21 protein-coding genes are annotated in these 24,644 nt (G+C 73.7%); 8 read left to right on the plus strand and 13 right to left on the minus strand.

All coding sequences use genetic code 11. From position 1 onward, the window contains the following. Positions 1-2 precede the first annotated feature (2 nt). From BLU82_RS15560 to BLU82_RS15570, 3 genes are read right to left on the minus strand one after another with little or no spacing between them, the layout of a single operon-like run. On the minus strand, positions 3-956 hold the full coding sequence (locus BLU82_RS15560) for a carbohydrate ABC transporter permease (RefSeq protein WP_092622045.1): 954 nt from the start codon (positions 954-956) through the stop codon (positions 3-5). Continuing rightward, positions 953-2,281, minus strand: a complete 1,329-nt coding sequence (locus tag BLU82_RS15565) for an ABC transporter substrate-binding protein (RefSeq protein WP_092622047.1) — start codon at positions 2,279-2,281, stop codon at positions 953-955. The genes BLU82_RS15560 and BLU82_RS15565 overlap by 4 nt, the downstream gene beginning before the upstream one ends. Continuing rightward, complete coding sequence (locus tag BLU82_RS15570; protein WP_157741020.1) at positions 2,278-6,366, minus strand: discoidin domain-containing protein; 4,089 nt, start codon at positions 6,364-6,366, stop codon at positions 2,278-2,280. Before BLU82_RS15570 ends, BLU82_RS15565 begins: the two co-directional genes overlap by 4 nt. A gap of 123 nt (positions 6,367-6,489) precedes the next feature. Between BLU82_RS15570 and BLU82_RS15575 the strand changes: the two genes are divergently transcribed. Both BLU82_RS15575 and BLU82_RS15580 read left to right on the plus strand, forming a co-directional pair. Beyond that, positions 6,490-7,374 carry an AraC family transcriptional regulator gene (locus tag BLU82_RS15575; protein ID WP_157741022.1) on the plus strand — a complete coding sequence of 295 codons (885 nt, stop codon included), beginning with the start codon at positions 6,490-6,492 and terminating at the stop codon, positions 7,372-7,374. Between the two features lie 24 nt (positions 7,375-7,398). Next, positions 7,399-7,989, plus strand: a complete 591-nt coding sequence (locus tag BLU82_RS15580; protein WP_092622053.1) for a GNAT family N-acetyltransferase — start codon at positions 7,399-7,401, stop codon at positions 7,987-7,989. Here BLU82_RS15580 and soxR read toward each other — a convergent pair. Beyond that, positions 7,981-8,448: a redox-sensitive transcriptional activator SoxR gene (soxR, locus tag BLU82_RS15585; RefSeq protein ID WP_092622055.1), complete on the minus strand. Its 468-nt coding sequence runs from the start codon at positions 8,446-8,448 to the stop codon at positions 7,981-7,983. The two genes, BLU82_RS15580 and soxR, sit on opposite strands and share 9 nt — an antisense overlap. A 41-nt stretch (positions 8,449-8,489) precedes the next feature. Between soxR and BLU82_RS15590 the strand changes: the two genes are divergently transcribed. Then, entirely contained in the window at positions 8,490-9,899 is a 1,410-nt protein-coding gene (locus BLU82_RS15590; RefSeq protein ID WP_092622057.1) for an MFS transporter, read from the plus strand. 62 nt (positions 9,900-9,961) lie between these two features. Next, positions 9,962-10,486 carry a putative immunity protein gene (locus tag BLU82_RS15595; RefSeq protein WP_092625881.1) on the plus strand — a complete coding sequence of 175 codons (525 nt, stop codon included), beginning with the start codon at positions 9,962-9,964 and terminating at the stop codon, positions 10,484-10,486. On the opposite strand, the gene BLU82_RS15600 is transcribed toward BLU82_RS15595, so the two are convergent. The 7 genes from BLU82_RS15600 to BLU82_RS15630 form a co-directional block, all read right to left on the minus strand. Further along, the gene (locus BLU82_RS15600) at positions 10,483-11,769 is read right to left on the minus strand and encodes a pyridoxal-phosphate dependent enzyme (RefSeq protein ID WP_092622059.1); all 1,287 of its coding nucleotides are present in this window, start codon (positions 11,767-11,769) and stop codon (positions 10,483-10,485) included. The genes BLU82_RS15595 and BLU82_RS15600 overlap by 4 nt on opposite strands. Further along, positions 11,766-12,113 carry a cupin domain-containing protein gene (locus BLU82_RS15605; protein ID WP_092622061.1) on the minus strand — a complete coding sequence of 116 codons (348 nt, stop codon included), beginning with the start codon at positions 12,111-12,113 and terminating at the stop codon, positions 11,766-11,768. Before BLU82_RS15605 ends, BLU82_RS15600 begins: the two co-directional genes overlap by 4 nt. Positions 12,114-12,160: 47 nt before the next feature. Then, positions 12,161-13,936 (minus strand): ABC transporter ATP-binding protein, encoded by a 1,776-nt coding sequence (locus tag BLU82_RS15610; protein WP_197682973.1) that lies wholly within the window; start codon positions 13,934-13,936, stop codon positions 12,161-12,163. Continuing rightward, the gene (locus BLU82_RS15615; RefSeq protein ID WP_092622063.1) at positions 13,933-14,814 is read right to left on the minus strand and encodes an ABC transporter permease; all 882 of its coding nucleotides are present in this window, start codon (positions 14,812-14,814) and stop codon (positions 13,933-13,935) included. Before BLU82_RS15615 ends, BLU82_RS15610 begins: the two co-directional genes overlap by 4 nt. After that, positions 14,811-15,848, minus strand: a complete 1,038-nt coding sequence (locus tag BLU82_RS15620) for an ABC transporter permease (protein WP_092622065.1) — start codon at positions 15,846-15,848, stop codon at positions 14,811-14,813. The genes BLU82_RS15615 and BLU82_RS15620 overlap by 4 nt, the downstream gene beginning before the upstream one ends. Before the next feature lie 16 nt (positions 15,849-15,864). After that, on the minus strand, positions 15,865-17,523 hold the full coding sequence (locus BLU82_RS15625) for an ABC transporter substrate-binding protein (protein WP_092622067.1): 1,659 nt from the start codon (positions 17,521-17,523) through the stop codon (positions 15,865-15,867). Positions 17,524-17,605: 82 nt separating this feature from the next. Then, on the minus strand, positions 17,606-18,697 hold the full coding sequence (locus tag BLU82_RS15630; protein ID WP_157741024.1) for a helix-turn-helix transcriptional regulator: 1,092 nt from the start codon (positions 18,695-18,697) through the stop codon (positions 17,606-17,608). Positions 18,698-18,787: 90 nt separating this feature from the next. Between BLU82_RS15630 and BLU82_RS15635 the strand changes: the two genes are divergently transcribed. Further along, complete coding sequence (locus tag BLU82_RS15635) at positions 18,788-19,555, plus strand: SGNH/GDSL hydrolase family protein (protein ID WP_197682974.1); 768 nt, start codon at positions 18,788-18,790, stop codon at positions 19,553-19,555. A gap of 160 nt (positions 19,556-19,715) precedes the next feature. Here the strand turns inward: BLU82_RS15635 and BLU82_RS15640 are convergent, their stop codons facing one another. Next, positions 19,716-20,480 carry a class I SAM-dependent methyltransferase gene (locus BLU82_RS15640; RefSeq protein ID WP_231947797.1) on the minus strand — a complete coding sequence of 255 codons (765 nt, stop codon included), beginning with the start codon at positions 20,478-20,480 and terminating at the stop codon, positions 19,716-19,718. Between the two features lie 44 nt (positions 20,481-20,524). On the opposite strand from BLU82_RS15640, the gene BLU82_RS15645 reads away from it, so the two are divergent. The 3 genes from BLU82_RS15645 (at position 20,525) to BLU82_RS15660 (ending at position 22,872) form a co-directional block, all read left to right on the plus strand. Continuing rightward, entirely contained in the window at positions 20,525-21,301 is a 777-nt protein-coding gene (locus BLU82_RS15645; protein WP_092622073.1) for a GTP pyrophosphokinase family protein, read from the plus strand. Positions 21,302-21,400: 99 nt separating this feature from the next. After that, on the plus strand, positions 21,401-21,802 hold the full coding sequence (locus tag BLU82_RS15650) for a hypothetical protein (RefSeq protein ID WP_092622075.1): 402 nt from the start codon (positions 21,401-21,403) through the stop codon (positions 21,800-21,802). A 287-nt stretch (positions 21,803-22,089) separates the two neighbouring features. Continuing rightward, on the plus strand, positions 22,090-22,872 hold the full coding sequence (locus BLU82_RS15660; RefSeq protein WP_092622079.1) for an ABC transporter substrate-binding protein: 783 nt from the start codon (positions 22,090-22,092) through the stop codon (positions 22,870-22,872). Positions 22,873-22,886: 14 nt separating this feature from the next. On the opposite strand, the gene BLU82_RS15665 is transcribed toward BLU82_RS15660, so the two are convergent. Next, the gene (locus BLU82_RS15665) at positions 22,887-24,602 is read right to left on the minus strand and encodes a SulP family inorganic anion transporter (RefSeq protein ID WP_092622081.1); all 1,716 of its coding nucleotides are present in this window, start codon (positions 24,600-24,602) and stop codon (positions 22,887-22,889) included. Between the last annotated feature and the right edge of the window lie 42 nt (positions 24,603-24,644).

Raw genomic sequence — 24,644 nt, forward strand, 5'->3', positions numbered from 1 at the left:
GCTCAGACCTCCCGGAGCCGCGAGAGCCGGACCTGCAGCACCGCGAACACCAGCGCGATGGCCACCAGGACGAGGGACAGCGCGGCGCCGTAGCCGGCGTGGAAGCGCAGGATCGTCTGCTCGTAGACGTGCAGGGTGAGCAGTTCCGTCGACGTGCCCGGCCCGCCGGCCGTGGTCAGCATGACGAGGTCGAACGTCTTCAGTGAGCTGATCGCGGTGAGCACGATGAGCACCAGGTGCGCGCCGCGCAGGTGCGGCAGGACCACCGCGGTGAACGTCCGCAGGTTGCCGGCGCCGTCGATCTGCGCCGCCTCCAGGGTCGCGGGGTCCACCTGGGCGATCGCCGCGTCGTAGATGACGAAGCTGTAGCCGGTGTACTGCCAGACGGTGATGACCACCAGCGTGGCCAGTGCGAACGTCGAGTCGGCCAGCCACGGCCGGGCGAGGTCGCCCAGGCCGGCCGCGCGGAGCAGCTCGTTCAGCGCGCCGTCCTGGTCGAGCAGGTAGCGGGCGGTCGTCCCGATGATCGCCGGTGAGAGGACCACCGGCACGAAGATCAGGACGCGCAGCAGGTTCCGGCCACGTGCCTGGGTGCGCACCAGGACGGCGACCGCGAGACCCGCGCCGAGCTGCAGCACCGTGACGGCGACGGCGTAGGCGGCGGTGTTCCGCAGGGCGGCGAGGAACACGTCGTCGGAGACGATCGCGGAGAAGTTGTCCAAGCCGACCGGCTGCCGGGTGGGAGCGATGCCGTTCCAGTCGGTCGTGCTGATGACGGCGTTGTAGACGATGCCGACGTGGACGACGCCGACGACCAGCATCAACGCCGGGAGCAGCCAGAGGAATCCGGCCAGGCGGGTGCGCCGGTCGTGGCGGCGGCGGGCCCGCGCCGGCGCGGGCGGGCCGGCCGGTGCCGGCCCGTCCGCCGCTCGCGCCAGCTGGGACGGGGCGGTCAACGGTCGAGGCCCGCGGACACCTGCTCGACCTCGGCCAGGGCGCCCTCGATCGATCCCGGGTCGGCGATGATGCTCGACAGCGCGTGCCCCAGTGCCGCCTCCAGGTCCGGGTACGGGATCTGCCGCGCCCCGACCAGGTCCGCCAGGCCCGCCTGTTGCTCCTCGATGTTCTGGACCTGCTCGGGCACCACGACGTCGGCGGTGCTGATGGCGACCTCGGTGTTCGCCGGGAAGTTGGCCAGCGACGCCTGGACGTCCTGGCCGCCGCCGTGGGTCAGGAACTCGACGAGGTCGTAGGCCTCGTCCGGATGCGCGCTCTGCGCCGACACCGCCCAGCCGTTGTCCGGGCCGCCGAACAGCGCCGTCGGGTCGTTGCCGCTCTGCGGCGCCGGGAACGGCGCGGCGTAGAACGGGCCGGACGGCTCGCCCGAGATGCCCTCGGCGGACAGCGCCAGCCCTTCGGACGTCATGGTGCCCGCGGTGTTCCACGTGCCGAGCGCGATGAACGCCGCGTTGCCGGCGACGAACTCGTTGAACGCGTCGGGGTACTCGGCGCGCGACGCCGCGCCCTCGGCGATGATCCCGTTCTGGAACAGGGAGGCGAACTCGGTGGCGGCGGTCACGAACTCCGGCGCGTCCCACGCGACGTCGCCGGCGATGGCGTCGTACACGATCCCCGGCGCGTCGGAGTTGATGACGGACAGGAAGACGTCGATGTTGACCCACGCGTCCTTGGCGCCGTGGGCCAGGCACTGACGGCCGGTGGCGACGACGGCGGCGCAGGCCGTCTCCCACTCGTCGAAGGTGGTGGGCACCTCGACGCCGGCCTCGTCGAGGACCGCCTGGTCGTAGTACACGAGTCCGGCCGCGCTCATGATGCCGGGCAGGGCGGCCTGCTTGTCGTCGTAGGCGAGCTGCTCGAGGCCGGCCTCGTAGTAGGCGTCCCGCCACTGCTCGCCCAGGCTCTCCTCCAGGTGCGGGCGCAGGTCGGCCGCCAGCGGCTCGTAGTTCGTCAGCATGCCGCCGGGCTGCACCTGGAAGACGTCCGGGCCCTCGTTGCCGGTCAGGGCGGGGCGCAGCGCCTGGAGGTAGTCGTTGTAGGCGTAGGGGCGGAACTCGACCGTGACGCCGGGGTGCTCCTCCTCGAACGCCGCGATGGTCTCCTCCGCGGCCGCGATGTTCCAGCCGATCATCGTCAGCCGCACGTCGCCCGAGGCGTCGCCGGACGTGTCGCCGGACCCGCCACCGCCGCAGGCGGCGAGGCACAGCAGGGCGATCGCGGCCGCGGGTGCGGCGAGCCGCCGTTCGGCGTGGAGTGTTCTCATCGGTCGAGCTCCTTTGCTGAAGTGATCGTGGCCGGCCGCAGCTCGACCCGGTCGACGAGGAAGGTCCCGGTGCTGTCGCCCTCCTCCGGGTCGAGCCGGAGCTGCCGCAGCACGCCGGTCCAGCCGGCGACGCCGCTCAGGTCCAGCTCGTGGTCGACGTAGCCGGTCTCACCCGGCACGAGCGGGATGCGGATGCTGTTGGCCTCGCTGAAGTTCGGCTGGGCCTCGGTGGTGAAGTACAGGGTGCCGTGCGTCGCGCTGGTGTCGACGGCCATCCGGATCGACACCGTCGTGAGCTCGGTGAGGTCGAGCCAGAGGTCGGGCGCGGAGTAGAACTGCGGGTCCGGCCCGGTGATCGTCCCGCCCACGGCCCCGTCGTTCCACCCGAACCCGTCGATGTGGCCGGCCCCGCCCCACCCCTCGGCGGACTCGTCGAAGGTCCAGGTGCGCTTCGTGTTGAGCGAGGTCAGCACGAACGGCTCGACCCGGACGGTGTCGACCCGCAGGTGTTCGTCCGGCTCGGCGCCCACGACCTCGACGGCGAGGTGCTCCAGGACGCCCCGCCAGGCGGGCACCGCGTCCATGCCGACCTGGTAGGTCGTGAACGTCTCGTCGTGCGCGGTGAGTTCGAACGGGACGGTGTGCTCGGCGCCCTCGGGGTCGGCGCTCGTGCGGAACCGGAGCACGCCCTGGTGTGCGGATGAGGCGTTGCGCAGCCGCAGCGTCACGGTGTCGGCGTTGGCGAGGTCGGCTCGCAGCTCCGGCGAGCCGAGCACGTCGCCGTCGCCGTCGAGCGGGACGTCGGCGGAGCCGTCCGGTCGCCAGGTCGCGCCCGGCGCCGTCCACCCGTCGAGGTCGTCGGCGAAGTGGGCGGCGTACACCGCGTGGTCCGGCGCGAGCCGCACGTGGCCGAGCTCCATCCGGCCCGCGCCGGCGGAGACCTCGACGCCGATCTGGTGGACGGTGCCCGCCCAGTCCGGTGCGTCGGTCAGGTCGACGACGTAGGCGGTGTGGCCGCTGTTCGCGGCGATGCGGAACGGACGGCGGCCCTCGACGGTCCGGCCGTCGGGCGTGGTCGCCACGTAGCGCAGCTGGGCCTCGCGGGCGGCGGTGCGGTTCTCCAGGTCGACGAGGACGGAGCGGTACTCGCCGGCGTCGATCTCGAGGTCGCCGGGCGAGAGGAGGGCCGCGCCGGGTCCCGCGACGTCGCCGCCGATGGCGCCGTCGTCCGACCAGTGCGGGCCGTCGACCGGCCCGGCCCCGGTCCAGCCATCGGCGCCGTTGGCGAACTCCCACGCGGTGGCCGGCGGCGCCGGCGTGGTGTCGCGGGCCGACCGGACGGCGAGCTCGGCCACCTCCGGCCCGCCGCCGGTGGTGCCGGTGACGAGCAGCTGGACGACGTCGGCGCGGGTCATGCCGAGCTCGATGGTGGTGGCCTCGGAGAGCTCGCCGCCACGGTGGGCGGTGCGCCAGCCACGCGCGTCGTGCAGGCGTAGTTCGAACGACGTGATCGTGGTGCCGGCGGTCCGGGGCACCACGTCGACCCGGTCGAACGGCACGGTGCGGCCGAAGGACAGGGCGACGTGGTCGCCGGAGGCCTGGGTGCCGCGCCAGTACGTGCCCACCCGGCCGTCGCCGACCTGCGCGGCGTTGGTCGCGAACCACTGCGCGGGGGCGAACGACGACGCGGTGGCGTACGCGCCGGCCAGGAGGTCGGCCGGGTCGCCGTCGCGTCCGGCCGCGCCGACGCCGTACTCGAAGTAGTCGTGGTAGTAGGTGCCGCTCTGGGCGAGGAACACCACCATGATCTCGTGCTGTCCCTCGGGCAGGCCGCGCAGCTCGAACGCGGTGCGCCGCGGCTCGTCGCGCTCGCTGTAGAGGGAGACGACGCCCTGGGACAGCCCGTCCACGAACACCTCCGCCTCGGTGCCCTTCGGGCCGGCCGGAGCCACCCAGCGCACGGCGTTGCCCTCGAAGCCGGCCCTGATGAAGCTGCGGAAGAACGCGTCGCGGCGGCCGCCGGGGTTGTAGAGGTAGCTGTACGTGCCGCCCGAGCTGTCCGGGTCGGCGGCCGTCACCCAGGTGCTCGCGGCCGGGGTGACGTGCGCCTCGTAGTCGGTGGTGTGGTCGTCGTCCTCGATCCGGTGCCAGCCCGGCGCCTGTTCCGGCAGCGGTTCCACCGCCGGCGGTCCGGCCTGCTCCCCCGCGCCGGGGTGGTCGCCGGTGTCGTAGAGGTAGCTGAACCGGCCGTCCGGTGCGGCGTCGCCGGAGAGGTAGGCGTCCATGATGTCGTCGCTCTGCTGGTGGTCCCACCACTTGAAGGCCAGCCGCAGCGGCTCGTCCGTCCCGTCCAGTGCCTCCCGCGGCACGGCCACCATCAGCTCGTCCCTCGCGGTCCGGTACGGGACCGGCGCGTGGGCGTTCTCCCAGCCGTCGCCCGTGAAGCGCTCCAGCCGGGCGTCGTCGGCGCCGTGCCAGCGCACCCGCAGGTCGTAGCCGGACCAGCCGGTGGCGCCGTCGGCGTCGGAGTCGAGGTACAGGGTCATCCAGCCGTCGGCGGACACCTCGGTCAGCTGCTCCTGGGTGCGCGCGTAGAAGTAGACCTTCTCGTCGTCCCTGGTCACCTTCGCCGAGACGATGTCGTTGCGGCCGGTGCGGTTGACGTACGTCCGGGCGTCGACGCCCGGGTGGTCGCGCGGCGCGGTGTCGCCCTGGTAGTCGGCGTACTCGGGCGCCACGTCGCTCCACTGGCCGAACCCGCCGCGCAGGTCGATGGTGCGCTCGGCCCCGGTGCCGGCGGGTGGCGCCACCCCCTTGTACCGGCGGATGTTGTCGACCAGCTGCAGGTAGTAGTTGTCGCCGTAGCCGCCGGTCATCGGTGCGAGGTCGCGGCTCCACCGGGTGTTCACGACGTCGTAGAACACCAGCGGATCGGTGGGCCGCGCCGCCCAGTTGCCGGCGATCCACTCGTTCCACTCGAGCACGAGGATCGTCTCGGGGTCGGCCTCGATGGCGTGGTCCCACTGCTCCTGGAAGTTGTGCCCGGCGTTCTCCGCGCCGGGCGACTCGTCCTCGGCGCCGTCGTGGAAGCTGCGGCTGCGCGACGGCGGATCGTCCAGCCCGTACCACGCGGAGTAGCTGAAGATCGACGAGCTGCCGGAGTTCTGCGCCGGCGACACCGCCATCTGCTCGAGCTGTCCGTCGGCGTCGAGGTTGCCGCGCTGCGGGCGGTCGAAGCTGATCCAGTCCCACCCGCCGGCCGGCTGCTGCGGCTCGTTCGGCCACTGCGCGTAGCGGAAGGTGAAGAAGTCCTGAACCTCCGCGGACGGATCGGCGCCCATGATCAGCGGCTTGCCGTCCCATCGGAACCAGGTGCTCGGATACCGGTGCGGCGCGTCGTCGGCGTAGAACGTCCGGTAGAGCTCGTCCATGTTCCGGGTCGACTCGGTGTGCGTCATGAAGACCACCTGCGGCGCCCGCACGCCCTGGGCCTGGAGCTCGACGATCGTCCGCATCAGCAGGATCGCCTGCGGCTTGTAGAGCTCCCAGTTCGACGCGTCGAGGACGAGGTAGTCGACCTGCGCGGCGGCGAGCAGCTGCAGGTCGCGGCGGACCACCCACGCGTCGTCGCTGCGGAAGTAGCCGTAGAGCGGCTCGCCCCAGTAGGCGAAGTGGCCCGGCCCGGGGAAGGCGCCGCTGCCGGGCGTCTGCCACGCGAGCGGGTCCTCGGCCAGGGTGGCGTTGTTGTCGAAGACGTTCTTGTACTCGCGCATGTCGTTGGAGCCGTGCCAGAGCACGTAGAACACGCCCACCGTGCGGTCGTCGCGCGGCGCCGGCGCCGTGGTGTGGTCGGTGAGCTCGCGGCCCAGCGCGTCGGTCGCCACCAGCGGACCACCCGGCGCCATGACGTTCGGGGCCGTCGCAAGCGTCCCGCCGGCCGCCTCGCCGGCCGCCTCGCCGGCCGCCTCGCCGTCCTCCGGGCCGGCCGCGGCTCCCGGCCCGGAGAGCGCGAGCACGACGGCCGCCGCGGCGGCGACCACCGCCATCGGCCGGCGCCAGCGCATCGAGCGTGTGTCAGTGCTCACCGTGACCTCCTTGTCGCGTCGGCTGCGGATCGACTTGCACGTATTGCGCAATCATTGTCCTGGCAGGAGGCCAGAGCTAGCATGATCTGGTCCTGAAGTAGCACGAAACGCTCAGGGGTGGCCATGATCACGCGCTATCGACGCCGCGAGACGCTGCCGGCCGCGGGCCCGGCGATCGCCGCGGAGCTGATGGACGGCCTGGGCGAGGTCGGCCCGCACAGCCACGAGTTCATCGAGATCGTGGTGGTCGAGAGCGGCCGTGCCGACCACGAGACCCGCTCGTCACGGCGGTCGGTGCGGCGGGGCTACTGCGCGGTGCTGCGGCCCGGCGAGTGGCACAGCTGGCGCGAGTGCCAGGACCTGCGCGTGTGGAACATCTACCTCGGCACCGAGGTGCTCCAGTCGGCCCTGAGCTGGCTGCGCGACACCCCGGAGTGCAGCAGCCTCATCAGCCCGCCCGCTCCCGGCCGGGTCACCGAGCGCGCCCTGGCCGGCCCGGCGCTCACCAGCGTCATCGACTGGCTCGCCGCCGTGCCGCCGCGGCACCCCTCCGACGGCATCTCGTCGTCGGCCCAGCGGGTCGGCCTGCTGACCGCCGCCCTGGGCGAGATCGCCGCCGCACCGGAGCTGGACGAGCCCGCCGCGGGCCTGCGCCCGGCGCCGCACCTGCCGACGTCCATCGCCAGCACCCTGCGCCTGCTGGAGCACGACGTCGCCCACCCGTGGACGCTCGGTGAGCTCGCCGACCGCACCCACCTGTCACCGTCGCACCTGTCGAGGCTGTTCTCACAGGCCACCGGCATGGCGCCGATCGCGTACCTCGCCCGGCTCCGGGCCGAGCACGTCGCGGCCGACCTCATCAACGGCGACGACCCCATCGCGGAGATCGGCGGGCGCTATGGCTGGCCCGACCCGAACTACCTCAGCCGCCGGTTCCGCCACGTGTTCGGCGTCTCGCCGCGGGCGTACCGCCGCCGCTACGGGCAGGCGGCGTCGCCACGGCCGTGACCGGCCGTATACGCTCGGCGTTCGATGAGCGACGACACCTCGGCGCCCCGCGTGCTCGACCGAATCGGCTGGCCGGTCCGCACCGACCGCCTCACGCTGCGCCCCGCCGGTCCCGACGACGCCGACGCCGTCTGGGAGTACCGCCGCCTGGAGCCGGTGGCCCGCTGGCTGACCGACCTCCCGGACGACGCCGCCGCTTTCCGGGCCCGGTTCGCCGAGCCCGGCCGGCTGGCCACGGCCGTGCTGGTCGAGCACGACGCGTCCGTCATCGGCGACCTCATGGTGCGGGTCGAGGACGCCTGGGCCCAGACCGAGGTGGCCGCGGCCGCCCGCGGCGTCCAGGCCGAGCTGGGCTGGGTCTTCGATCCCGCCGCCCAGGGCCACGGCTACGCCACCGAGGCCGTCCGCGAGCTGCTGCGGCTCTGCTTCGCGGAGCTGGGCCTGCGCCGCGTCACCGCGCTGTGCTTCGCCGACAACGAGCCGTCCTGGCGCCTGATGGAACGGGTCGGCATGCGCCGCGAGGCGTACAACGTCGCCGACTCGCTGCACCGCTCCGGCCAGTGGCTCGACGGCCTCGGCTACGCGCTGCTCGCCGAGGAGTGGAAGTCAGCCTGACCCGTCCGTCGTGACGCGGCGCGGCCCGGTGCCGTCCGCGCCGAACACGTCGTCGGGGTTGAGCAGGTAACACGCCTTCATCGACAGGCAGCCGCAGCCGATGCAGCCGGTGAGCTCGCGCTGCAGGTTCTCCAGCTCGCGCTTCTTCGCCTCGAGCTGGGCCTGCCAGCGCTTGGACAGCCGGTGCCAGTCGTGGGAGTCGGGCATGCGCTGCATCGGCAGCGTCGCGAAGACCTCGGCGACGTCCGCGAGCGAGATGCCCAGCCGCTTGGCCACCAGGATCAGCGAGATGCGCCGGATCATGAACCGCGGATAGCGACGCTGGTTCCCGGACGTGCGCGACGACTCGATCAGGCCGAGCTGCTCGTAGTAGTGCAGGGCCGAGACCGCCACGCCGGTGCGGCGCGACACCTCGCCCACCGTGAGCAGATCGTCGGGCTCCAGCGCGCTCACCTCCATGGTTGACCTCAAGTTCCCTTGAGATTCTAGGTTTCCGGACCATGACGACAACAGACGAGCGCCCGGCGAGCTTCCGCGAGCTGTTCGCCGCGGGCCGGGCCACGACCTCGCTGGTCCTGGCCGGCGGCATCGCCCTGCACGCCGTGAACATCTTCCTCACCACGAGCCTGTTGCCCACCGCGATCGACGAGATCGGCGGCGAACGGCTCTACGCGTGGAGCACGACGGTGTTCATGATCGCCTCGGTGATCTCGTCGATGCTGGTGAGCCGGACGCTGGCCCGGCGCGGACCGGTCGCCGCCTACCTCATCGGGCTGGCACCGTTCGTGCTCGGCGCCGTCATCGCCGCCGTCAGCCCGTCGATGACGATGCTGCTGGCCGGCCGCGCCGTCCAGGGCTTCGGCGGCGGCATGCTGGCCGGGCTCGGCTACGCCGTCATCCAGGCGGCCTACCCCGAGCGGCTCTGGGCCCGGGCGACGGCGCTGGTGTCGGCCATGTGGGGCGTCGGGACCCTGGCCGGCCCGGCCATGGGCGGCGCGTTCGCCCAGCTGGGCACCTGGCGCTGGGCGTTCGGCGTGCTGGCGCTCGCCGGCGTCGCGCTGGCCGTCCTGGTGCCGCGGGCGCTGCCGCGCTCGGACGGCCGGGCCGTCGCCGAGCCCGTCCCGTACGTCTCGCTCGTCCTGCTGACGACGGCGACCGCGCTGATCAGCGTCGCGAGCCTGCGCGACGACACCGTGCAGATGCTCGGCGTCGTCGCCGCCGCGGTGGTCGTGATCGGCGCGTTCGTGCACTGGGAGCGGCGCTCGCCGGTGCGGGTGCTGCCGCGCTCGACCTACGTGGCCGGGTCGCCGCTGAAGTGGCTGTACCTCAGCATCGCGATCCTCGCCGTCGGCACGGTGTCGGAGGCGTTCACGCCGCTGTTCGGCCAGCGCCTCGCCGGGCTGGAGCCGGTGGTCGCGGGGTTCCTCGGCGCGGCCGTGTCGCTCGGCTGGTCGGCCACCATGCTGGTCAGCTCCGGCGCCCGGCGGCCCGAGGCGGTGCGGCGGCTGCGCGTCGCCGGGCCGGGCGTCATGGCCCTCGGTCTCGCCGTCACCGGCGTGTTCCAGCGGGAGGACGCCGGCGCCTGGCTCGTGGTCGTGTGGGTGCTCGGGCTGGTCGTCGCGGGCGCCGGCATCGGCCTGGCGTTCCCGCACGTCGTCGTCGCGGTGATGGGTAGCTCGTCCGACCCGGCCGAGGCCGGCAAGGCCAGCGCCGGCGTCAACACCGTCGAGCTGATCGGGCTGGCCATCGGGTCGGCCGTGGGCGGGCTGCTGCTCAATCTGGGCGCGCCGTCGATGCTGGTCTCGGCCCGGTACCTGCTGTTCGGGCTGGCCGCCGCGGGGGTCGTCGGCGTCGTGGTGGCGCTACGGGCGTCGGCCGTCAGCGCGGCGGCGACCTCTGCCGATGGGTGAGCCCGGCCGCCGCTGTCGTCGTCGCGGGTGTCACGCTGGTGGACCACTGGAGGAGGCCCGACGTGACCGGCGACTTCGAGCTGACCGACGACGAACTGCGGGTGGTGGCCCGCTACGCGGCCGAGTCGGCGCAGGACGTGCTGCCCGTGTTCGAGCAGGCCTGCCCCGGCGACCCCCGGCCGCGCGCCGCCCTCGACGCCGCTTGGACGTTCGCCGGCGGTGCTCGCCGGACCAGGCTGCAGCGGGTCACGTCGCTCGACGCGCACCGGGCCGCGGCCGCGGCGCCCACCGAGGCCGCCCGCCTCGCCGCCCAGGCCGCCGGCGACGCCGCGTCGGCCGCCTACCTGCACCCGATCGCCAAGGCGCACCAGGTCGGCCACATCCTGCGCGCCGCAGCCAACGCCGCCCGCATCGCCGAGCTCACCGCCGGCGACGACCCCCGCGCCGGCGACGCGTCCCTCGAGCTCGCCCGCCGGCGCGCCACCAACGTCCTCGTCGACGTCCTGCGCCGCTACCCGCCCGCGCCCGCCGGCAAGAGCCGTCCCGCCGCCCTCATGTCCGCCCTCGACGCCGCTTTGCGCGCCTAGGCGGTGATGCCGCGAGCGGTCAGCACGGCGGAGATCGACGCCCAGTCGGCGGCGGTCGCGATGGGCTGGTAGCGCAGCGCGTTCTTGTCCTTGAAGCCGCTCGACGTGCAGATGCACACGACCGGCCCGTCGAACGTGGCGCCGGCGGCGAGGCGGCGGCGCAGGCCGGCCACGCCGATGACGCCGGAGAGCTCCTGCCACATGCCGAACCGGGCCAGCAGGTCCTGCGCGGCCAGCATGCCCGCGTCGTCCACGCCGACGACGGAGCCGGTGGTGTAGGTCATGACGTGGGTCGCGCGGTAGCCGCCGGTGGTCGTGGCGACCGAGTAGGCGTCCGTCGGCGTGGCCTGCACCGTCACCGCCGGCAGCCCGGACCGCAGGGCCGACGCGATGACGTCGCGCCCGGCCACCTCGGCCGCGTGGATCGCCGGCACGCGATCGGCCACGCCCAGCAGGCGCAGCTCCTCGAACCCCTTCCACACGCCGTAGAGCAGCTCCCCGTACCCGGCCGGGACGAACACGGCGGCGGGCACCCGGTGCCCCAGCTCGACGAAGAGCTCGTAGGCGATCGTCTTGTAGCCCTCGGGCCCGAACGGGTGGCCGGTGTGCGTGACGGTCTGGTTGCTGACCGGCTGGAAGCCGAGGCGGTCGACGATGTCCTTGACGACGCTCCAGCGGGCGTCGCGCGGCACCGACAGGACGGTGGCGCCGTACGCACCGACGAACGACTCGACTGCGGGCGGCCCGCCGGTCGACATGACGACGACGCACGGCAGGCCGACCGCCGCGGCCATGGCCGCCGCGGACGCGCCGTGGTTTCCCGACGACGCGACGACGACGCCCGGCGCGCCGGACAGGGCGGCCGCGCTGACGGCGCACAGGTTGAGGCGGTCCTTGTGGCTCCACGTCGGGTTGCGGCTCTCGTCCTTGAGCAGCACGGGCACGTCGGTGTCGAACAGCGCCGAGGCGTCGAGCAGGGATGTGCCGCCGATGCCGCGGACCAGGCCGGGGTGCAGCGGCGGCAGCAGCGGCGCCCAGGCGGACGCGTCGGCGGGCACGTCGTCGCGCGCGAAGAGCGCCGTGACGACGTCCGGCGCGAGCGCCGCGTAGTCGTAGGCCACCTCGAGCGGGTACGCCATCGTCTCGGTGCTCGACCGCGGGCAGCCCGCGACCAGCGGCGGCCAGAGCGGGTACGTGAGGTCGTGGTCGTGGATCGCCCGCTGACCCGTCGCCACGGAGGGCGACAGGTCAGCGGCGGCGACCGCCGGTTCGCTCAGGCTCATCGCTTGAGCGAGACGTAGAACGCGGTGACGGGGGCGTCGGCGGACGAGCCCCAGATGGAGTGACGGACGCCGGCGGGGATCACGAACGCCGAGCCGCCCGTGATCGGGACCCGCTCGCCCGGCAGGCCGACCACGCCGGACCCGGAGATCACGTAGTAGTACTCCGGGTGCTCGTGCGCGCCGCCGAGCTGCTCGTCGGTCGGCGCCTCCGCGCGGTGCTTGTAGTCGATGAGCCCGCCGCGCGCGCCGTAGTCGACGCCCAGCGTGTCGGCGTTGAGCAGCCGCCAGCTGGTGCGGGTCTCGTTGTCGTTGGTCTCGACGTCGTCGGGCGTGATGATCTGCATCGTGCTGTCCCTTCGGCTGTGGGGTGGGTGCGGTGACGGGTGCGGCGTCAGGCCCGGGCGGCTCCCTTCTCCGCCGCGACGGCGACGGGGTGCCAGCAGGCGGCGCCATGGCCCGGCGCCAGGTCGGTGAGCGGCGGGTCCTCGCCCGCGCAGGACGGCGACGCCTTCGGGCAGCGCGGATGGAACGCGCAGCCGGTCGGCCGGTGCCGCAGCGACGGCGGCTCGCCGTCCAGCAGGACGCGGGCCCGCGGCTGCCCGGGCACGCGCGAGGGGACGGCGCGCACCAGCGCCAGCGTGTAGGGGTGGCGCGGGGTGTCGAGGACGTCGCGCGCGGGTCCCTGCTCCACGATGCGGCCCAGGTACATGACGGCGACGCGGTCGCAGACCCGACGCAGCAGCGACACGTCGTGCGAGACCAGCAGGACGGCGACGTCCAGGCGCCGGGCGAGATCGCCGAGCAGCGCCACGACCCCGGCGGCGGTGTGCTCGTCCAGCATCGAGACGGGCTCGTCGGCGAGGATCACCCGCGGCTCGACGACCAGCGCGCGGGCGATCGCGACCCGCTGCCGTTCGCCGCCGCTGAGCTGGTACGGATACCGGTCGAGGTAGTCGGCCGCGGGGGTCAGGCCGGCGTCGTCCAGCGCCCGTGCGACGCGCCGGTCCCGCTCCTCGTCGTCCGCGGCGAGGCGCTGGGCGACGAGCGGCTCGGCGACGGCGTCGCGCACCCGCAGGCGCGGGTTCAGCGAGTCGTACGGGTCCTGGAAGATCATCTGCACGTGCCGGCGCAGCGGCCGCCAGTCGGCGCGGTCGCCGGCGGCCAGCTCGTGCCCTGCTACGCGGATCGCGCCGTCGTCGACGGAGGTGAGGCCCACGAGCGTCGCGGCCAGCGAGCTCTTGCCGCAGCCGCTCTCCCCCGCCAGCCCGACGACCTCGCCGCGTCCCACGGTGAGCGAGACGTCGCGCAGCACGGTCAGCTCGCTGGACCGGCGCAGCGCCGCCAGCCCGCGCCCACCGGCGAAGCTCACCGTCACCCCGGAGACCTCGAGCGCCGGCTCGCCGGCCGGCCGCGGCACGACCACCCCGGCGTCGGCCGGCCGGTTCAGCACCTGCGCCGGCGTGCCGGCCGCCTCGACCCGGCCGTGCTCCAGCGCGACGACGTGGTCGCACAGCTCGTTCGCGACCCCGAGGTCGTGCGTGACGACGAGCAGCGCCAGGCCGAGCTCCTCCTTGGCCCGCACCAGCAGCTCCAGCACGCGGTCCTGGACGATGACGTCCAGCCCGGTGGTCGGCTCGTCGGCGACCAGCACCGCCGGCTCCAGGACGGTGGCCATGGCGATCAGGGCGCGCTGACGCATGCCGCCGCTGAACTGGTGCGGGTACGACGACGCGCGGTCGGCGTGGATGCCGACCCGCTCCAGCGACTGGTGGGCCAGCGCCAGCGCCGCCTTCCGCCCGACGTCGCGGTGGGCGCGGACGACCTCGGCGATCTGCGCGTCCACTGCCATGACGGGGTCGAGCGCGCTCATCGCGGCCTGCGGGACCAGCGCGAGGTGCTCCCAGCGCAGCCGCCGCCGGTGCCGCTCCGGCATCGTCAGCAGGTCCTGGCCGTCGAAGCGGACCTCACCGGACACCGTCGCGGTGCGCGGGAGCAGCCCGAGGACGGCCTTGCCCGCCGTCGTCTTGCCGGAGCCGGACCGGCCGATCAGCCCGACGGTGCGCCCGGGCGCGACCGTCAGGTCGAGGTGCTCCAGCGCCTGGCGGTCGCCGTGGGCGCCGCGGTAGGTGACGGCCAGCCCGCGGACGTCGAGACCGGGGCCCGTCACGGCTGCCGGCTTTCCCAGCGGTGCGCCTGCGCCGACTCGTAGGCGCGGCCGAGCAGCGACATGCACAGGACGAACAGCATGATCGCGAGGCCCGGGAAGAACGCCCACCACCAGGTGGTGTTCAGCTCGGTCGAGGTGAACGCGTCGAACATGATCGTCCCCCAGGAGATGGAGTCGGGCGGGGCGAGGCCGAGGAAGCTCAGGCTGGCCTCGGCGATGACGGCCTCGGTGACGAGGAACAGGCCGTAGAGCATGGCCAGCGAGACGACGTTCGGCGCGATGTGGCGGTACAGCACCCGCCGCGGCCGGGCGCCGCCCACCACGGCGGCGCGGACGAACGGCCGTTGTTTCAGGCTCAGCACCTGGGCGCGCACCACGCGCGCCGTCGTCCGCCAGAACAGCGCCGCGATGGCCAGCAGCAGCACGACGTCGGACCGGCCGAGGATGCCGACCAGCACGATCGCGAACGGCAGGAACGGCAGCGCGTAGGCGCTGTCGGTGATGCGCATGAGCAGCGCGTCGGTGCGCCCGCCGGCGAACCCGGCGACGAGGCCGACGTTGACCCCGATGACGACCGTCACAAGGGCGCCGACGAAGCCCACGACCAGGGTGCGGCGGGTCCCCCAGATCACCTGGCTGAGCACGTCGCGCCCGTAGCTGGTGGTCCCGAACGGGTGTTCCAGGCTCGGCGGGATCGAGCGGGCCGGCTCGCCGTTGGCCAGCTGCAGGCGGGCGAACGGGTCGTACGGCGCGATCCACGGGCCGATCAGCGCCACCAGCACGAACAGCCCGAACCCGAGGAGCGCGAGCTTCGCGCCCGGGGTGCGCCAGACCCGCTGGGCCGCCTGCCAGCCGACGGTCGCGATGGTCGCGCTCATGCCAGCCTCACCCTCGGGTCGAGGTAGGCGTAGGCGACGTCGATGACCGCGTTCACGACGATGACCGTCACCGCCGTCAGCAGGAAGATCCCCTGCATCATCGGGTAGTCGTAGTTGTTGACGGCCTCCACGACGCCGCGGCCCATGCCGGGCCACGAGAACACCGTCTCGACGATCACCTGGCCGCCGATGATGTTGTCGACGAGCGCCGGCGCCAGCGTCACCACCGGCAGCGCCGCGTTGCGGGCGCCGTGCCGGTAGACGATGCGCCGCCGCGGCAGCCCCTGCGCCCGGCCCAGCTCGATGAACTCCTGGTCGAGCACCTCCTTCATCGACGTGCGCATGGTCAGCGTCGGCTCGACCAGGTAGTAGAGCACCAGGATGGTCAGCGGCAGCGCGAGATGGTGCAGGAAGTCCAGCGACAGGAACCGGGTGAGGCCGTCACCGCCCTCGCCCGGCGAGAACATGCCCAGCGACGGCACCCAGCCCAGCGTCAGCCCGAACAGCGTCAGCGCCAGCGTCGACACCCAGAAGATCGGTGAGGCCTTGATGACGAACGCGGAGGTGCGCACGCCCTCGTCGAACCGGCGGCCGGACGTCGCGGCGAACGCGCCGAGCCCGATGCCGATCGCGACGGCCAGCAGCACCGCCGGCACCACCAGCACCGCGGAGTTGACCAGCCGGTCGCCCAGCACGTCCACCACCGGCACCTTGTACTGGAAGGACGTGCCGAGGTCGCCCTGCAGCAGCGCCAGGCAGTACGACAGGAACTGCTGCGGCAGCGGCTGGTCCAGGCCGTACCGCTCACGCAGCTGGTCGGCGACGGCCGGGTCCATGTCCGGCCCGACGACCGCGGCGGCCGGGTCGCCAGGGACGGCGCGGAAGAGCAGGAACGTCAGCGGCACCAGCACCGCCAGCGTGACCAGCATCTGCAGCAGCCGGCTCAGCAGGAACCGGGCCAGCGGGCGGCCGCCGCGTCGCCGTCGCGGAGCCGGTGGATCCGCGGTGACCCGCGGGGTGGTGTCGGTCGCCATGGCTTCGCACCTCCGCTCAGGAGCCGGTCTCGGGGTAGTAGAGCCGGCCGTCGGGCCCGAACGCGTAGCCCGCGTCGGCCAGCGCCTCCATCGCCGCGCCCGCGTCGTACTCGAACGGCGCGAGGCCGGGGTCGTGCCACTGCTCCAGGCTCGGCGCGATCACCGAGCCGCCGGGCTCGGCCGCGCCCTCCATGACGACGTCGACGAGGTCGTCGTACGGGACCAGCGAGCGCAGCGCCACCCGGAAGGCGCGGTCGTCGAACGGCGCCCGGGACGTGTTGAGGTGCAGGCCGCGCCAGCCGTGGCTCTGGGTCTCGACGACGGTGACGCCGTCGGTCTCCTTGAGCGACTGGTACTGCGTGGCCGGCTGCACGTCGTCGTAGAGGTCGATCTCGCCCGACGTCAGCGCGCTGATGCCGGCCTCGAAGCTGCCGAGGATGGCGAGCTCCAGCCGGTCGACCACCGGTGCGTCGTAGTGGTCCGGCCGGGCCGCGAAGCTCAGCGACTCGCCGATGCGGCGCTGCTCCAGCACGAACGGGCCGGACCCGACCGGCGCGTCGTTCGTGAACGTCGTCGGATCGGCCACCGCCGACCACGCGTGCCGGGGCAGGATCGGCAATTGCGTGAGCGTCACGTCGGTGAAGGCCGCGGCCGGCGCCGCCAGCGTGATCGTCACCGTCTGCCCGTCCGCCACCACGCCGCTCACCCCGGACAGCCCGGCCGCGTAGAGCGGCGCGGCGGTGTCGCGCAGGTACTCGACGGTGAAGGCGAGGTCCGCGCCGGTGACCGGGGCGCCGTCGCTGAACGTCATCCCGTCGCGCAGCGTCAGCGTGACCTCGGTGCCGGACACCTCGACGCTCTCGGCGGCCCGCTCGACGGTCTCGCCGTCCGCGTCGATCGCCAGCGGCGTGTCGTAGACCAGCGACAGCGGGATCTGGCTCTCCAGGGTGTCGACCAGCACCGGGTTGAGGGTCGGCGGGTCGAAGACGGTGCCGACGACCAGCGTGTCGCGGTCGTCCAGCGGGGTCGCCGAGGTCGCGTTCCAGACGTTGAAGAGCGGGTAGCCGACGGCCGCCTCGATGCCCTCCCACCGGTCGGACCGGTACGCCGCGCCGACCACCGGGTAGATCAGTGGCACCACCGGCACCTCGTCGTAGAGGATGCGCTGCGCCTCCTCGACGGCGGCGCGCCTGGTCTCGGCGTCGCCGGCCTGGTTCTGCTCGAGGTACGCGGCGTCGTAGCCGGGGTCGACGAACATCGAGACGTTCGACCCGGCGTCGGTCGCGCCGTCCGACTGGAACCGGCTCAGCAGGTTGTCCGGGTCGAGGCGCTCCGGCGTCGGCCCGTACGACACGACGAACGCGTCGTAGTCCTTCCCGGTGAACGTCCGCGCGTTCAGCTGCGCGTCGTCGACGGGGAGCAGTTCGGCGTCGATGCCGGCCTCCTGCCAGGCCTCGACGATCATCCGCGACAGCTCGAACCGCGACGGGTCGTTGGCCGCCGTCTTCGTCAGCAGCTGGATCGTGGGGACGGGTTCGCGGCCCGCGGCGTCGTCGATGGTCGGCGCGTCGGCCGGCCCGCGGTCGTCCACCGGCACGCTGGTGCAGGCCGCGACGGCCAGCGCCGAGCAGAGCAGGAGTGAGCAGGAGGTGAGGCTGGTGTAGCGACCACGCATGATGGTCTCCCTGGGAACGAAGCGTTCTTCCGGGTGAATGGTTGAGCCGGCCCACCGCCCCCGTGGGCGCCGGCCCCTGGCGTCACGACCTCCGGTCGGTGCTGCCGAAGATCCAGTCCTCGATCGAGCGGATGAGCTCCGCCGTCGCCTCGGCGCGCAGCGAGTAGCGCGTCCCCACCCGGTCGCGCTCCTGCCGCACCAGGCCCGCCGCCCGCAGCCGGTGCACGTGGTGATGCACCGTCGGCTGCCCGAGCCGCAGCTGCGCCGCCAGCTCGGCGGCGTACATGGGCCGCTCCGCCAGCATGCGCAGCAGTGCGAGCCGGTTCGGATCAGACATGGCCTTGAGCGCCGTGACGAGGTCCTGGCGGATCGGCACCGGGTCGTACCCGTCGAAGAAGGCGCTCGGCACGCCGTACACGACCAGCGCCGCACGCGCGGCCTGGTCGACGCGCGCGGACATGTAGGGGTGCGCGAAGACCGACGGCGCCAGCGTCACCGACCGCAGGTCCAGGTCCTCGCCGAGGGTGTAGCCGCCCGTCAGCTGCTCGATCACCGTCGGCGCCGGCACCACGTCGAGCATCGCCCGCGCGGCGCCCGCGGCCTCGTCGAGCAGCACCGTGAGGTCGTCGGCCTGCTCGGCGAACACCCGGTCGAGATAGCTGCCCAGCACGGCGACCAGCTCGGCCTGGACGACGTCCGGCTCGCGGAGCACGCGCCGGCACCGGGCCGCCCAGCCGGGCAGCAGTCCGGCCACCGCCGTCGCCGCCCGCTTCGGTGCGCCGTCCAGCACCTCGCGGTAGGCCGCGAGCCGCTGCGCGTCGGCCTCGCCGTCGTCGAGCATGAGCATGGCGAGGTCCGCGGCCGGCAGGGCCGCGACGGCGTCGATCAGGTCGCGCGGCCCCGCACCGAGCGGGAGGTCCGCGATGAGGCGGATGGCCCCGTACCCCAGCGCGGTGTCGAACCCCTGGAACAGGAACCTAGCCGCCTCGGTGTGCTCGTCGCCCAGCCGTTCCAGCTGCTCCGACGTCCACCGGCGGGACCGCGTGAAGGTGCGCGGGTTGTGCAGCGCCCGCAGGCTGACCACGAAGTCGTAGCAGACCGAGGCGTCGACCCGCACGTCGCCGACGAACCCGCGGTCCACGGCCTGCGCGTCGGTGCCTTTGATCAACTTCATGGTCACCAATCGGTAGAAATTCGATGGTGGTCGAAAAACTATCGATGCCGACGAATGCCGTCAAGGGGTCCGGCGCGACCGATTCGGGCGATGACCGATACTGAGGCCATGCGGCTGGTCTCCATCGGCGACAGCTTCACCGAGGGCGTGGGCGACGAACTCCCCGACGGCACGCCCCGCGGGTGGGCCGATCTGCTGGCGAGCGGGCTGGCCCGCGACCGGGGCGAGCCGGTCGAGTACGCCAACCTCGCCATCCGCGGCCGGTTGGCCGGGCAGATCGTCGACGAACAGCTCGAGCCGGCGCTGGCGCTGGAGCCGACGGCGCTCACCTTCAACGGCGGCGGCAACGACCTCATGCGCCCGCGGGCCGACCTCGACCGGCTCCGCGCGCTCACCGAGCACGTCATCCTGCGCTGCCTCGAGACCGGTGTGCGGCCGATCATCCTCAGCGGCGGCAACCCCAGCGGCGGGCTGCCGATGGGCCGGCGCATGCAGCGCCTCGGCGACCTGTTGACCGTCGTGGCGCGGGAGCTGACCGACCGGTACGACGTCACGTTCGCGGACAACTGGAGCGACGCGGAGCTGGCCCGCGCCGGCTACTGGTCCGACGACCGGCTGCACCTCAACACCGCCGGCCACCACCGGGTCGCGGCCCGCGTGCTGTCGACGCTGGGCGCGTCGTATCCGCCGGAGTGGATGGCGCCCGCCGGCGCGGTCCGCGCCGCGCCGGGCCTCGCCGAGAACGTCCGGTACTACCGCCGGTACGTGGCGCCGTGGGTGCGCCGCCGGCTGACCGGCCGCTCGTCCGGCGACGACCGCACCGCCAAGTACCTCGACTGGACCGTCGTCGGGCCCTAGCTTGCCCGCCGCCCGCCGGGAGTGCTGTTCCGGTGCGGTGACCTCAGCGCCAACTATTGGCACGAGTGTCACCCCGCCGAGCGCATACCCATTCGGCCGCGACCTGCAGACCTTCGTCACCGGCCTGGGCGGCACCAATCCGTCACGCACCCCCTGGCGGTCAGCGCCGGGCGCGGACGATCCACGCGCGGGCGTCGAACAGCACGCCGTCGGGGGTCGCGTGGGCGGCGACGTGGTCGCGCAGCCGTTCGAGGGCGCGGGCCTGCTCGTCGCCGTCGCCGCCCAGCCGGGCCAGCTCCGCCCGCGGCTCGGTCAGCTGCAGCACCGCGGCCAGCGCCGCGTCGGCGTCGGCGCCGTACCAGACCGGGCGCGCCACCTCGGTCAGCTCGACGGCGCCGAAGCCGGCCGCCGTCAGCAGCGCCCGCGTCGCCTCCGGCGCGGCCAGCGAGAACGCGCCGTCGTCGGGCCGCTCCCGCACCTCCCCCGCGACGGCGTCGAGCAGCGGGCCCGCCCACGCGTTGGCGGCACGGCCCTGCCAGACGATCATCGCCAGCCGCCCGCCGGGGCGCGTCGCGCGGGCCAGGTTGGCGAACGCCGCCGCCGGGTCGGCGAAGAACATCGTCCCGAACCGGCTCATCACCAGGTCGAAGCCCGCGTCGGCGAACGCGTGCGTCTGCGCGTCGGCCACCTCGAACGCGACGTTGCGCAGCCCCTCGGCGGCGGCCCGCCCACGCGCCGCGTCGATGCGCGTCGCCGACACGTCCACGCCGAGCACCGTCCCGTCGACCGCCACCGCCGCCGCGTCGCACGTCGTCCGGCCCGACCCGCACCCGACGTCGAGCACGTGGTCGGCGCCGCGCAGGCCGAGCGCGGCACGGTAGGGCGGGTCGAGGTAGCGCATCTCCGCGTCGTAGTCGAAGGCCACGGCTCAGACCGTAGCGGCTCGCCCCTCGCATACGATCGAATGCGATGGACGAACCAGCCCTCCCGGCCCCCGACGACACCGCCGTGCTGCCCGCGAACGTCGTCGCCGAGTTCCGGCAACTGCGCGACGAGTTCTCGCGGTTCATGCTCTCCTACAAGTTCGGCATGGACGAGATCACCACGAAAGTGCGCATCCTCCAGGAGGAGTTCCGCACCGTCCACGTCTACAACCCCATCGAGCACGTCTCGGCGCGGCTGAAGACGCCCGAGGGGGTGCTGGAGAAGGCGCGGCGCAAGGGCTGCGAGCCGACGTTCGAGCAGCTGCGCGAACAGATCACCGACATCGCCGGCGTCCGCGTCACCTGCTCGTTCGTCTCCGACGCGTACCGGGTGTTCGACCTGCTGACCAGTCAGCACGACATCGACGTCGTCACGGTGAAGGACTACATCCGCAACCCCAAGCCCAACGGCTATCGCAGCCTGCACGCCATCGTCGAGGTGCCGGTGTTCCTGTCCGACGGGCCGACGCCGGTGCCCGTCGAGGTGCAGTTCCGCACCATCGCCATGGACTTCTGGGCCAGCCTCGAGCACAAGATCTACTACAAGTACGACAAGCAGGTGCCCGACGCGCTGCTGCTCAGCCTGCACGAGGCCGCCACCACCGCGGCCAAGCTCGACGAAGACATGGAGCGCCTGCACCGCGAGGTCCACGGCGACGACCGCCAGCAGCCGCCGCTCGAGTCGTCGCCGGGCGGGCTGGAGCTGTCCGAGCGGGTCGTGGTGCAGCTGCTGCAGCAGCGCGCCGCCCTCCCCGAGCCGTAAGGGGATACCCCTGGGCCCAAGGTCCTTCCGGCCGAGCACCAACGCCTCTGGGGCGGCCGCCGCCGCTCTCGTAGCGTCGGAGGTGTCAGGAGGTATCCCATGCGCGTCCTGTTGTCCGCCACCACCCCCAGCGGCGACGCGGCCGACGTCGGCGACCGGCTGCGCCGCGCCGGGCACACCGTCTACGGCTGCCGCGGCGGCGAGCGCTGCACCCTCGCGATGGGCGGCACCTGCCCGCTGGCCGACCACCTGGCCGACGTGCACGTGCACGTCCGCGAGCGCCCGGGCCCGCCGTCCGGCCGCGACCGTCCGTTCCTGTGCGCCGTGCTGGCCGGGACGCCGCTCGTGCTGTGCGGCCCGCCGTCGCCCGAGGGCCCGTGGTCGCGCGCCGACGTCGTCTGCTCCCCCGCGGGCGTCGTCGAGGCGCTCGAGCGCGCCGTCCGGCGCCGTGTCGAGCGTGCGGGCGCCGGCGGCAGGTGGGACCAGCCGCGCTCTGCTTGACGCCTGCCCCCGGCAGGGGCCGCCTGAAACCCGGTCTCCCGCTCTTACCTCGCGGCTCGGCCGGCGCTCGCCTCTACCAGGATGACGCAGCAGGCGCCGCAAGTGTGACGGCGCTCACCCTCGGCGACCAGATCCGGGCTGCCGTCGCCTGAACTCTCGATCTCGAGGCCCCGGGACCGGCCCGGGAGACCGTCGATAAGCTTAGCCGTGCCTAAGTCCCTGATGATCTCCCGCCGGTCCGCGCTGACAGTCCTGGGCGCGGGCGCGGCGCTCGCCGTCCTGCCGGGGTGCGGTGGCGGCTCGTCCCGCGAGGAGTCCGGCGAGACCCGCACCGTCACCGGCGCGCTCGGGACCATCGAGGTCCCCGTGTCGCCGCGGCGGGTGGTGTCCGTCGGCCAGTACCGCGACACCGACGCGGCCGTCGCGCTCGGCGTGGTGCCGCTGCTCACCTCATCCTCGCCACCGACCGCCAGCGGCTGGCCGACGAGTACGAGCAGCTCAGCCAGATCGCACCGACGCTGTCGTGGGCCGAGGGCTACAACCAGGACGACTGGACCACCACGACGACGCGGGTCGGTGAGGCGCTGGGGCGGGCCGACGAGGCGCAGGCGCAGCTCACCCGGACGAACGACGCCATCGCCGCCGCGATCGACGCGCACCCGCAGCTGGCCGGGCTGACCTTCACGCTCGGCCCGGTGACCGCCGACGGCGCCGTCAACACCATCAACAGCACCGCCGACGCGTCGGCGGAGTTCCTCGCCCAGCTCGGCATGGAGCTCTCCCCCACCGTCACCAGCCTGCCCAGCTCCGGCATCCCCGGCCGGGCGGTGATCAGCCCGGAGGAGCTGGAGCTGCTCGACGCCGACGTGCTGCTGCTGACCTTCAACACGCCCGAGGCGCGGACGACGCTGGAGGCGAACGAGCTGTTCCAGCGGGTGCCCGCGGTGCGCGACGGCCGCTACGTCGCCCTCGACCTGCCGATCGCGCTGGCCATCGGCTTCCCGTCGGCGCTGAGCATCCGCTACGGCCTGGAGCAGGTGCTGCCCGAGGTGGCCGCCGCGCTCGCCTGACGACGGCGGCGCGGTCAGCGCTCGCCGGCCTGACGCAGCAGCCAGGCGTCGGCGTCGTCCAGGGCGTGCCGGGTGGACTCGCCGAGGACGTCGGTGGCGGCGACGGCGCGGACCGGGCCGTCGAGGTCGACGCCGGCCCGGCGGGCCTGGTCGAGCAGGTGCGGGTCGAGGCCGGACAGGTACAGCCGCCCGCCGGCGTCGGACAGCCGCCGCGCGTAGCCGGCCACGACGCGGTAGAAGGTGGCGCCGAGCGCGGTACGTCCGCGCAGCCTGATCACGACGGCGCTCCCGTGCGCGCCGGCGGGGTCGGGCAGCCGCGCCTGCAGCGTCCGCGCGCCCGCGTAGAGCAGGCTCCCGTACACGTCCAGCGCGACGACGACACCGGCGTCCAGCCGCCGCGGCGCGGGCCGCTCGCGGAACCGCCCGTCCGGCCGCGGCTCCAGCTGGACGACCTTGAGGTCCATCGCCTCCTGGTTCAGCTGCAGCAGCAGCGACAGCGCGACGCCGATCCCGACCGCGGCCGCCACCGGCAGCACCAGCGTCGCCGCGAACGTCGTCACCAGCGCGATCTGAGACGTCGCGCCGGTGCGCCAGATCGCCGCGACGACGCCCGGCCGGATCGACGTGATCGCCGCGTAGATGAGCACCGCCGCCAGCACCGGCGTCGGCACGAGCCCGACCAGCCCGCCGAACAGCAGCACGATCGGCAGCAGCAGTGCGCCGGACAGGATCGCCGCCCACCGGGTGCGTGCGCCCATCGCGACGTTGAGCGCCGTTCCGCTGACGGAGCCGCCGACCGGCTGGCCGCGGAACAGCCCCGCGGCGACGTTGGCCACCCCCTGGGCGACGAAGTCGCGGCCGGTGTCGGACGGCGTGCCGTCCGGGTTGGGCGCCGCCTCGCTGACCCCGGCGCCCTGCACGAGGACGATGACGGCGACCGCCGCGGCGCCCACGACCAGCTCGAACGTGAACATCCCGAGGTCGGGCAGCACCGGCAGTGGCAGCTCCCGCGGGATGTCCCCGGCGTCGCGCACCTGCTCGACGCTGTCCAGCCCGAACACGACCACCACCAGCGTCGGGACGACCAGCGCCGCGAGCGCGCCGAACGTGCTCCAGCTGCTGTTCATCAGCCCGAACAGGATGCCCAGCGTGGCCAGGCCGATCCCGAGCGACGCGACGTCGATCCGGCTCGGGTGGGTGATCAGGTCGAACGCCTTCGCGACGTTCGTCGAGCCGCTGACGTCGGCGCCGGCGAACCCGGACAGCTGGCCGAAGATGATGCTGGCGGCGACCCCGGTGAGGAACCCCGTCATCACCGAATGCGACACGAACCGGGCGTACCGGCCCAGCCGCAGCAGCCCGGCCGCGATCATCAGCACCCCGGCGATCATCGTCAGCAGGAACAGCGCCGCCGGCCGATCCGCCGGGTCGACGCCGTCCAGGGCCGACGCCGCCGCGAGCGCCGCCGCCGTCGTCGTCGCGACCACCATCATCCGGGTGCTGGTGGCCAGCCCGCCGGCGACCGGGCCGACGATGCTCGCGTACAGGCCGAACACCGGGTTCACCCCGATCAGCGCCGCCGACGCCATGCCGTCGGGGACGCTGCCGACCGCACTCGGGACCGCCGCGACGGCGTCCGCGCGCAGGTGCCGGCGGCTCGGCCGGACCGAGCGGAGCCAGCCGTGCAGCGCCGTCGCCGCCCGCGCTGCACGCTCCCGCGAACCGGCCATGCCCCACCGTGCGCCACGGCGCGCCGGACGGTCCTCACCCCG

It is taken from the genome of Jiangella sp. DSM 45060 (assembly GCF_900105175.1).
Taxonomy (GTDB): domain Bacteria; phylum Actinomycetota; class Actinomycetes; order Jiangellales; family Jiangellaceae; genus Jiangella.

Coding starts and splice junctions, on each gene's coding strand:
- BLU82_RS15565 (WP_092622047.1), bottom strand. CDS start 2,281: ATGAGAACACTCCACGCCGAACGGCGGCTCGCCGCACCCGCGGCCGCG.
- BLU82_RS15575 (WP_157741022.1), top strand. CDS start 6,490: ATGATCACGCGCTATCGACGCCGCGAGACGCTGCCGGCCGCGGGCCCG.
- BLU82_RS15580 (WP_092622053.1), top strand. CDS start 7,399: ATGAGCGACGACACCTCGGCGCCCCGCGTGCTCGACCGAATCGGCTGG.
- soxR (WP_092622055.1), bottom strand. CDS start 8,448: ATGGAGGTGAGCGCGCTGGAGCCCGACGATCTGCTCACGGTGGGCGAG.
- BLU82_RS15590 (WP_092622057.1), top strand. CDS start 8,490: ATGACGACAACAGACGAGCGCCCGGCGAGCTTCCGCGAGCTGTTCGCC.
- BLU82_RS15600 (WP_092622059.1), bottom strand. CDS start 11,769: ATGAGCCTGAGCGAACCGGCGGTCGCCGCCGCTGACCTGTCGCCCTCC.
- BLU82_RS15605 (WP_092622061.1), bottom strand. CDS start 12,113: ATGCAGATCATCACGCCCGACGACGTCGAGACCAACGACAACGAGACC.
- BLU82_RS15615 (WP_092622063.1), bottom strand. CDS start 14,814: ATGAGCGCGACCATCGCGACCGTCGGCTGGCAGGCGGCCCAGCGGGTC.
- BLU82_RS15620 (WP_092622065.1), bottom strand. CDS start 15,848: ATGGCGACCGACACCACCCCGCGGGTCACCGCGGATCCACCGGCTCCG.
- BLU82_RS15625 (WP_092622067.1), bottom strand. CDS start 17,523: ATGCGTGGTCGCTACACCAGCCTCACCTCCTGCTCACTCCTGCTCTGC.
- BLU82_RS15630 (WP_157741024.1), bottom strand. CDS start 18,697: ATGAAGTTGATCAAAGGCACCGACGCGCAGGCCGTGGACCGCGGGTTC.
- BLU82_RS15635 (WP_197682974.1), top strand. CDS start 18,788: ATGACCGATACTGAGGCCATGCGGCTGGTCTCCATCGGCGACAGCTTC.
- BLU82_RS15645 (WP_092622073.1), top strand. CDS start 20,525: ATGGACGAACCAGCCCTCCCGGCCCCCGACGACACCGCCGTGCTGCCC.
- BLU82_RS15650 (WP_092622075.1), top strand. CDS start 21,401: ATGCGCGTCCTGTTGTCCGCCACCACCCCCAGCGGCGACGCGGCCGAC.
- BLU82_RS15665 (WP_092622081.1), bottom strand. CDS start 24,602: ATGGCCGGTTCGCGGGAGCGTGCAGCGCGGGCGGCGACGGCGCTGCAC.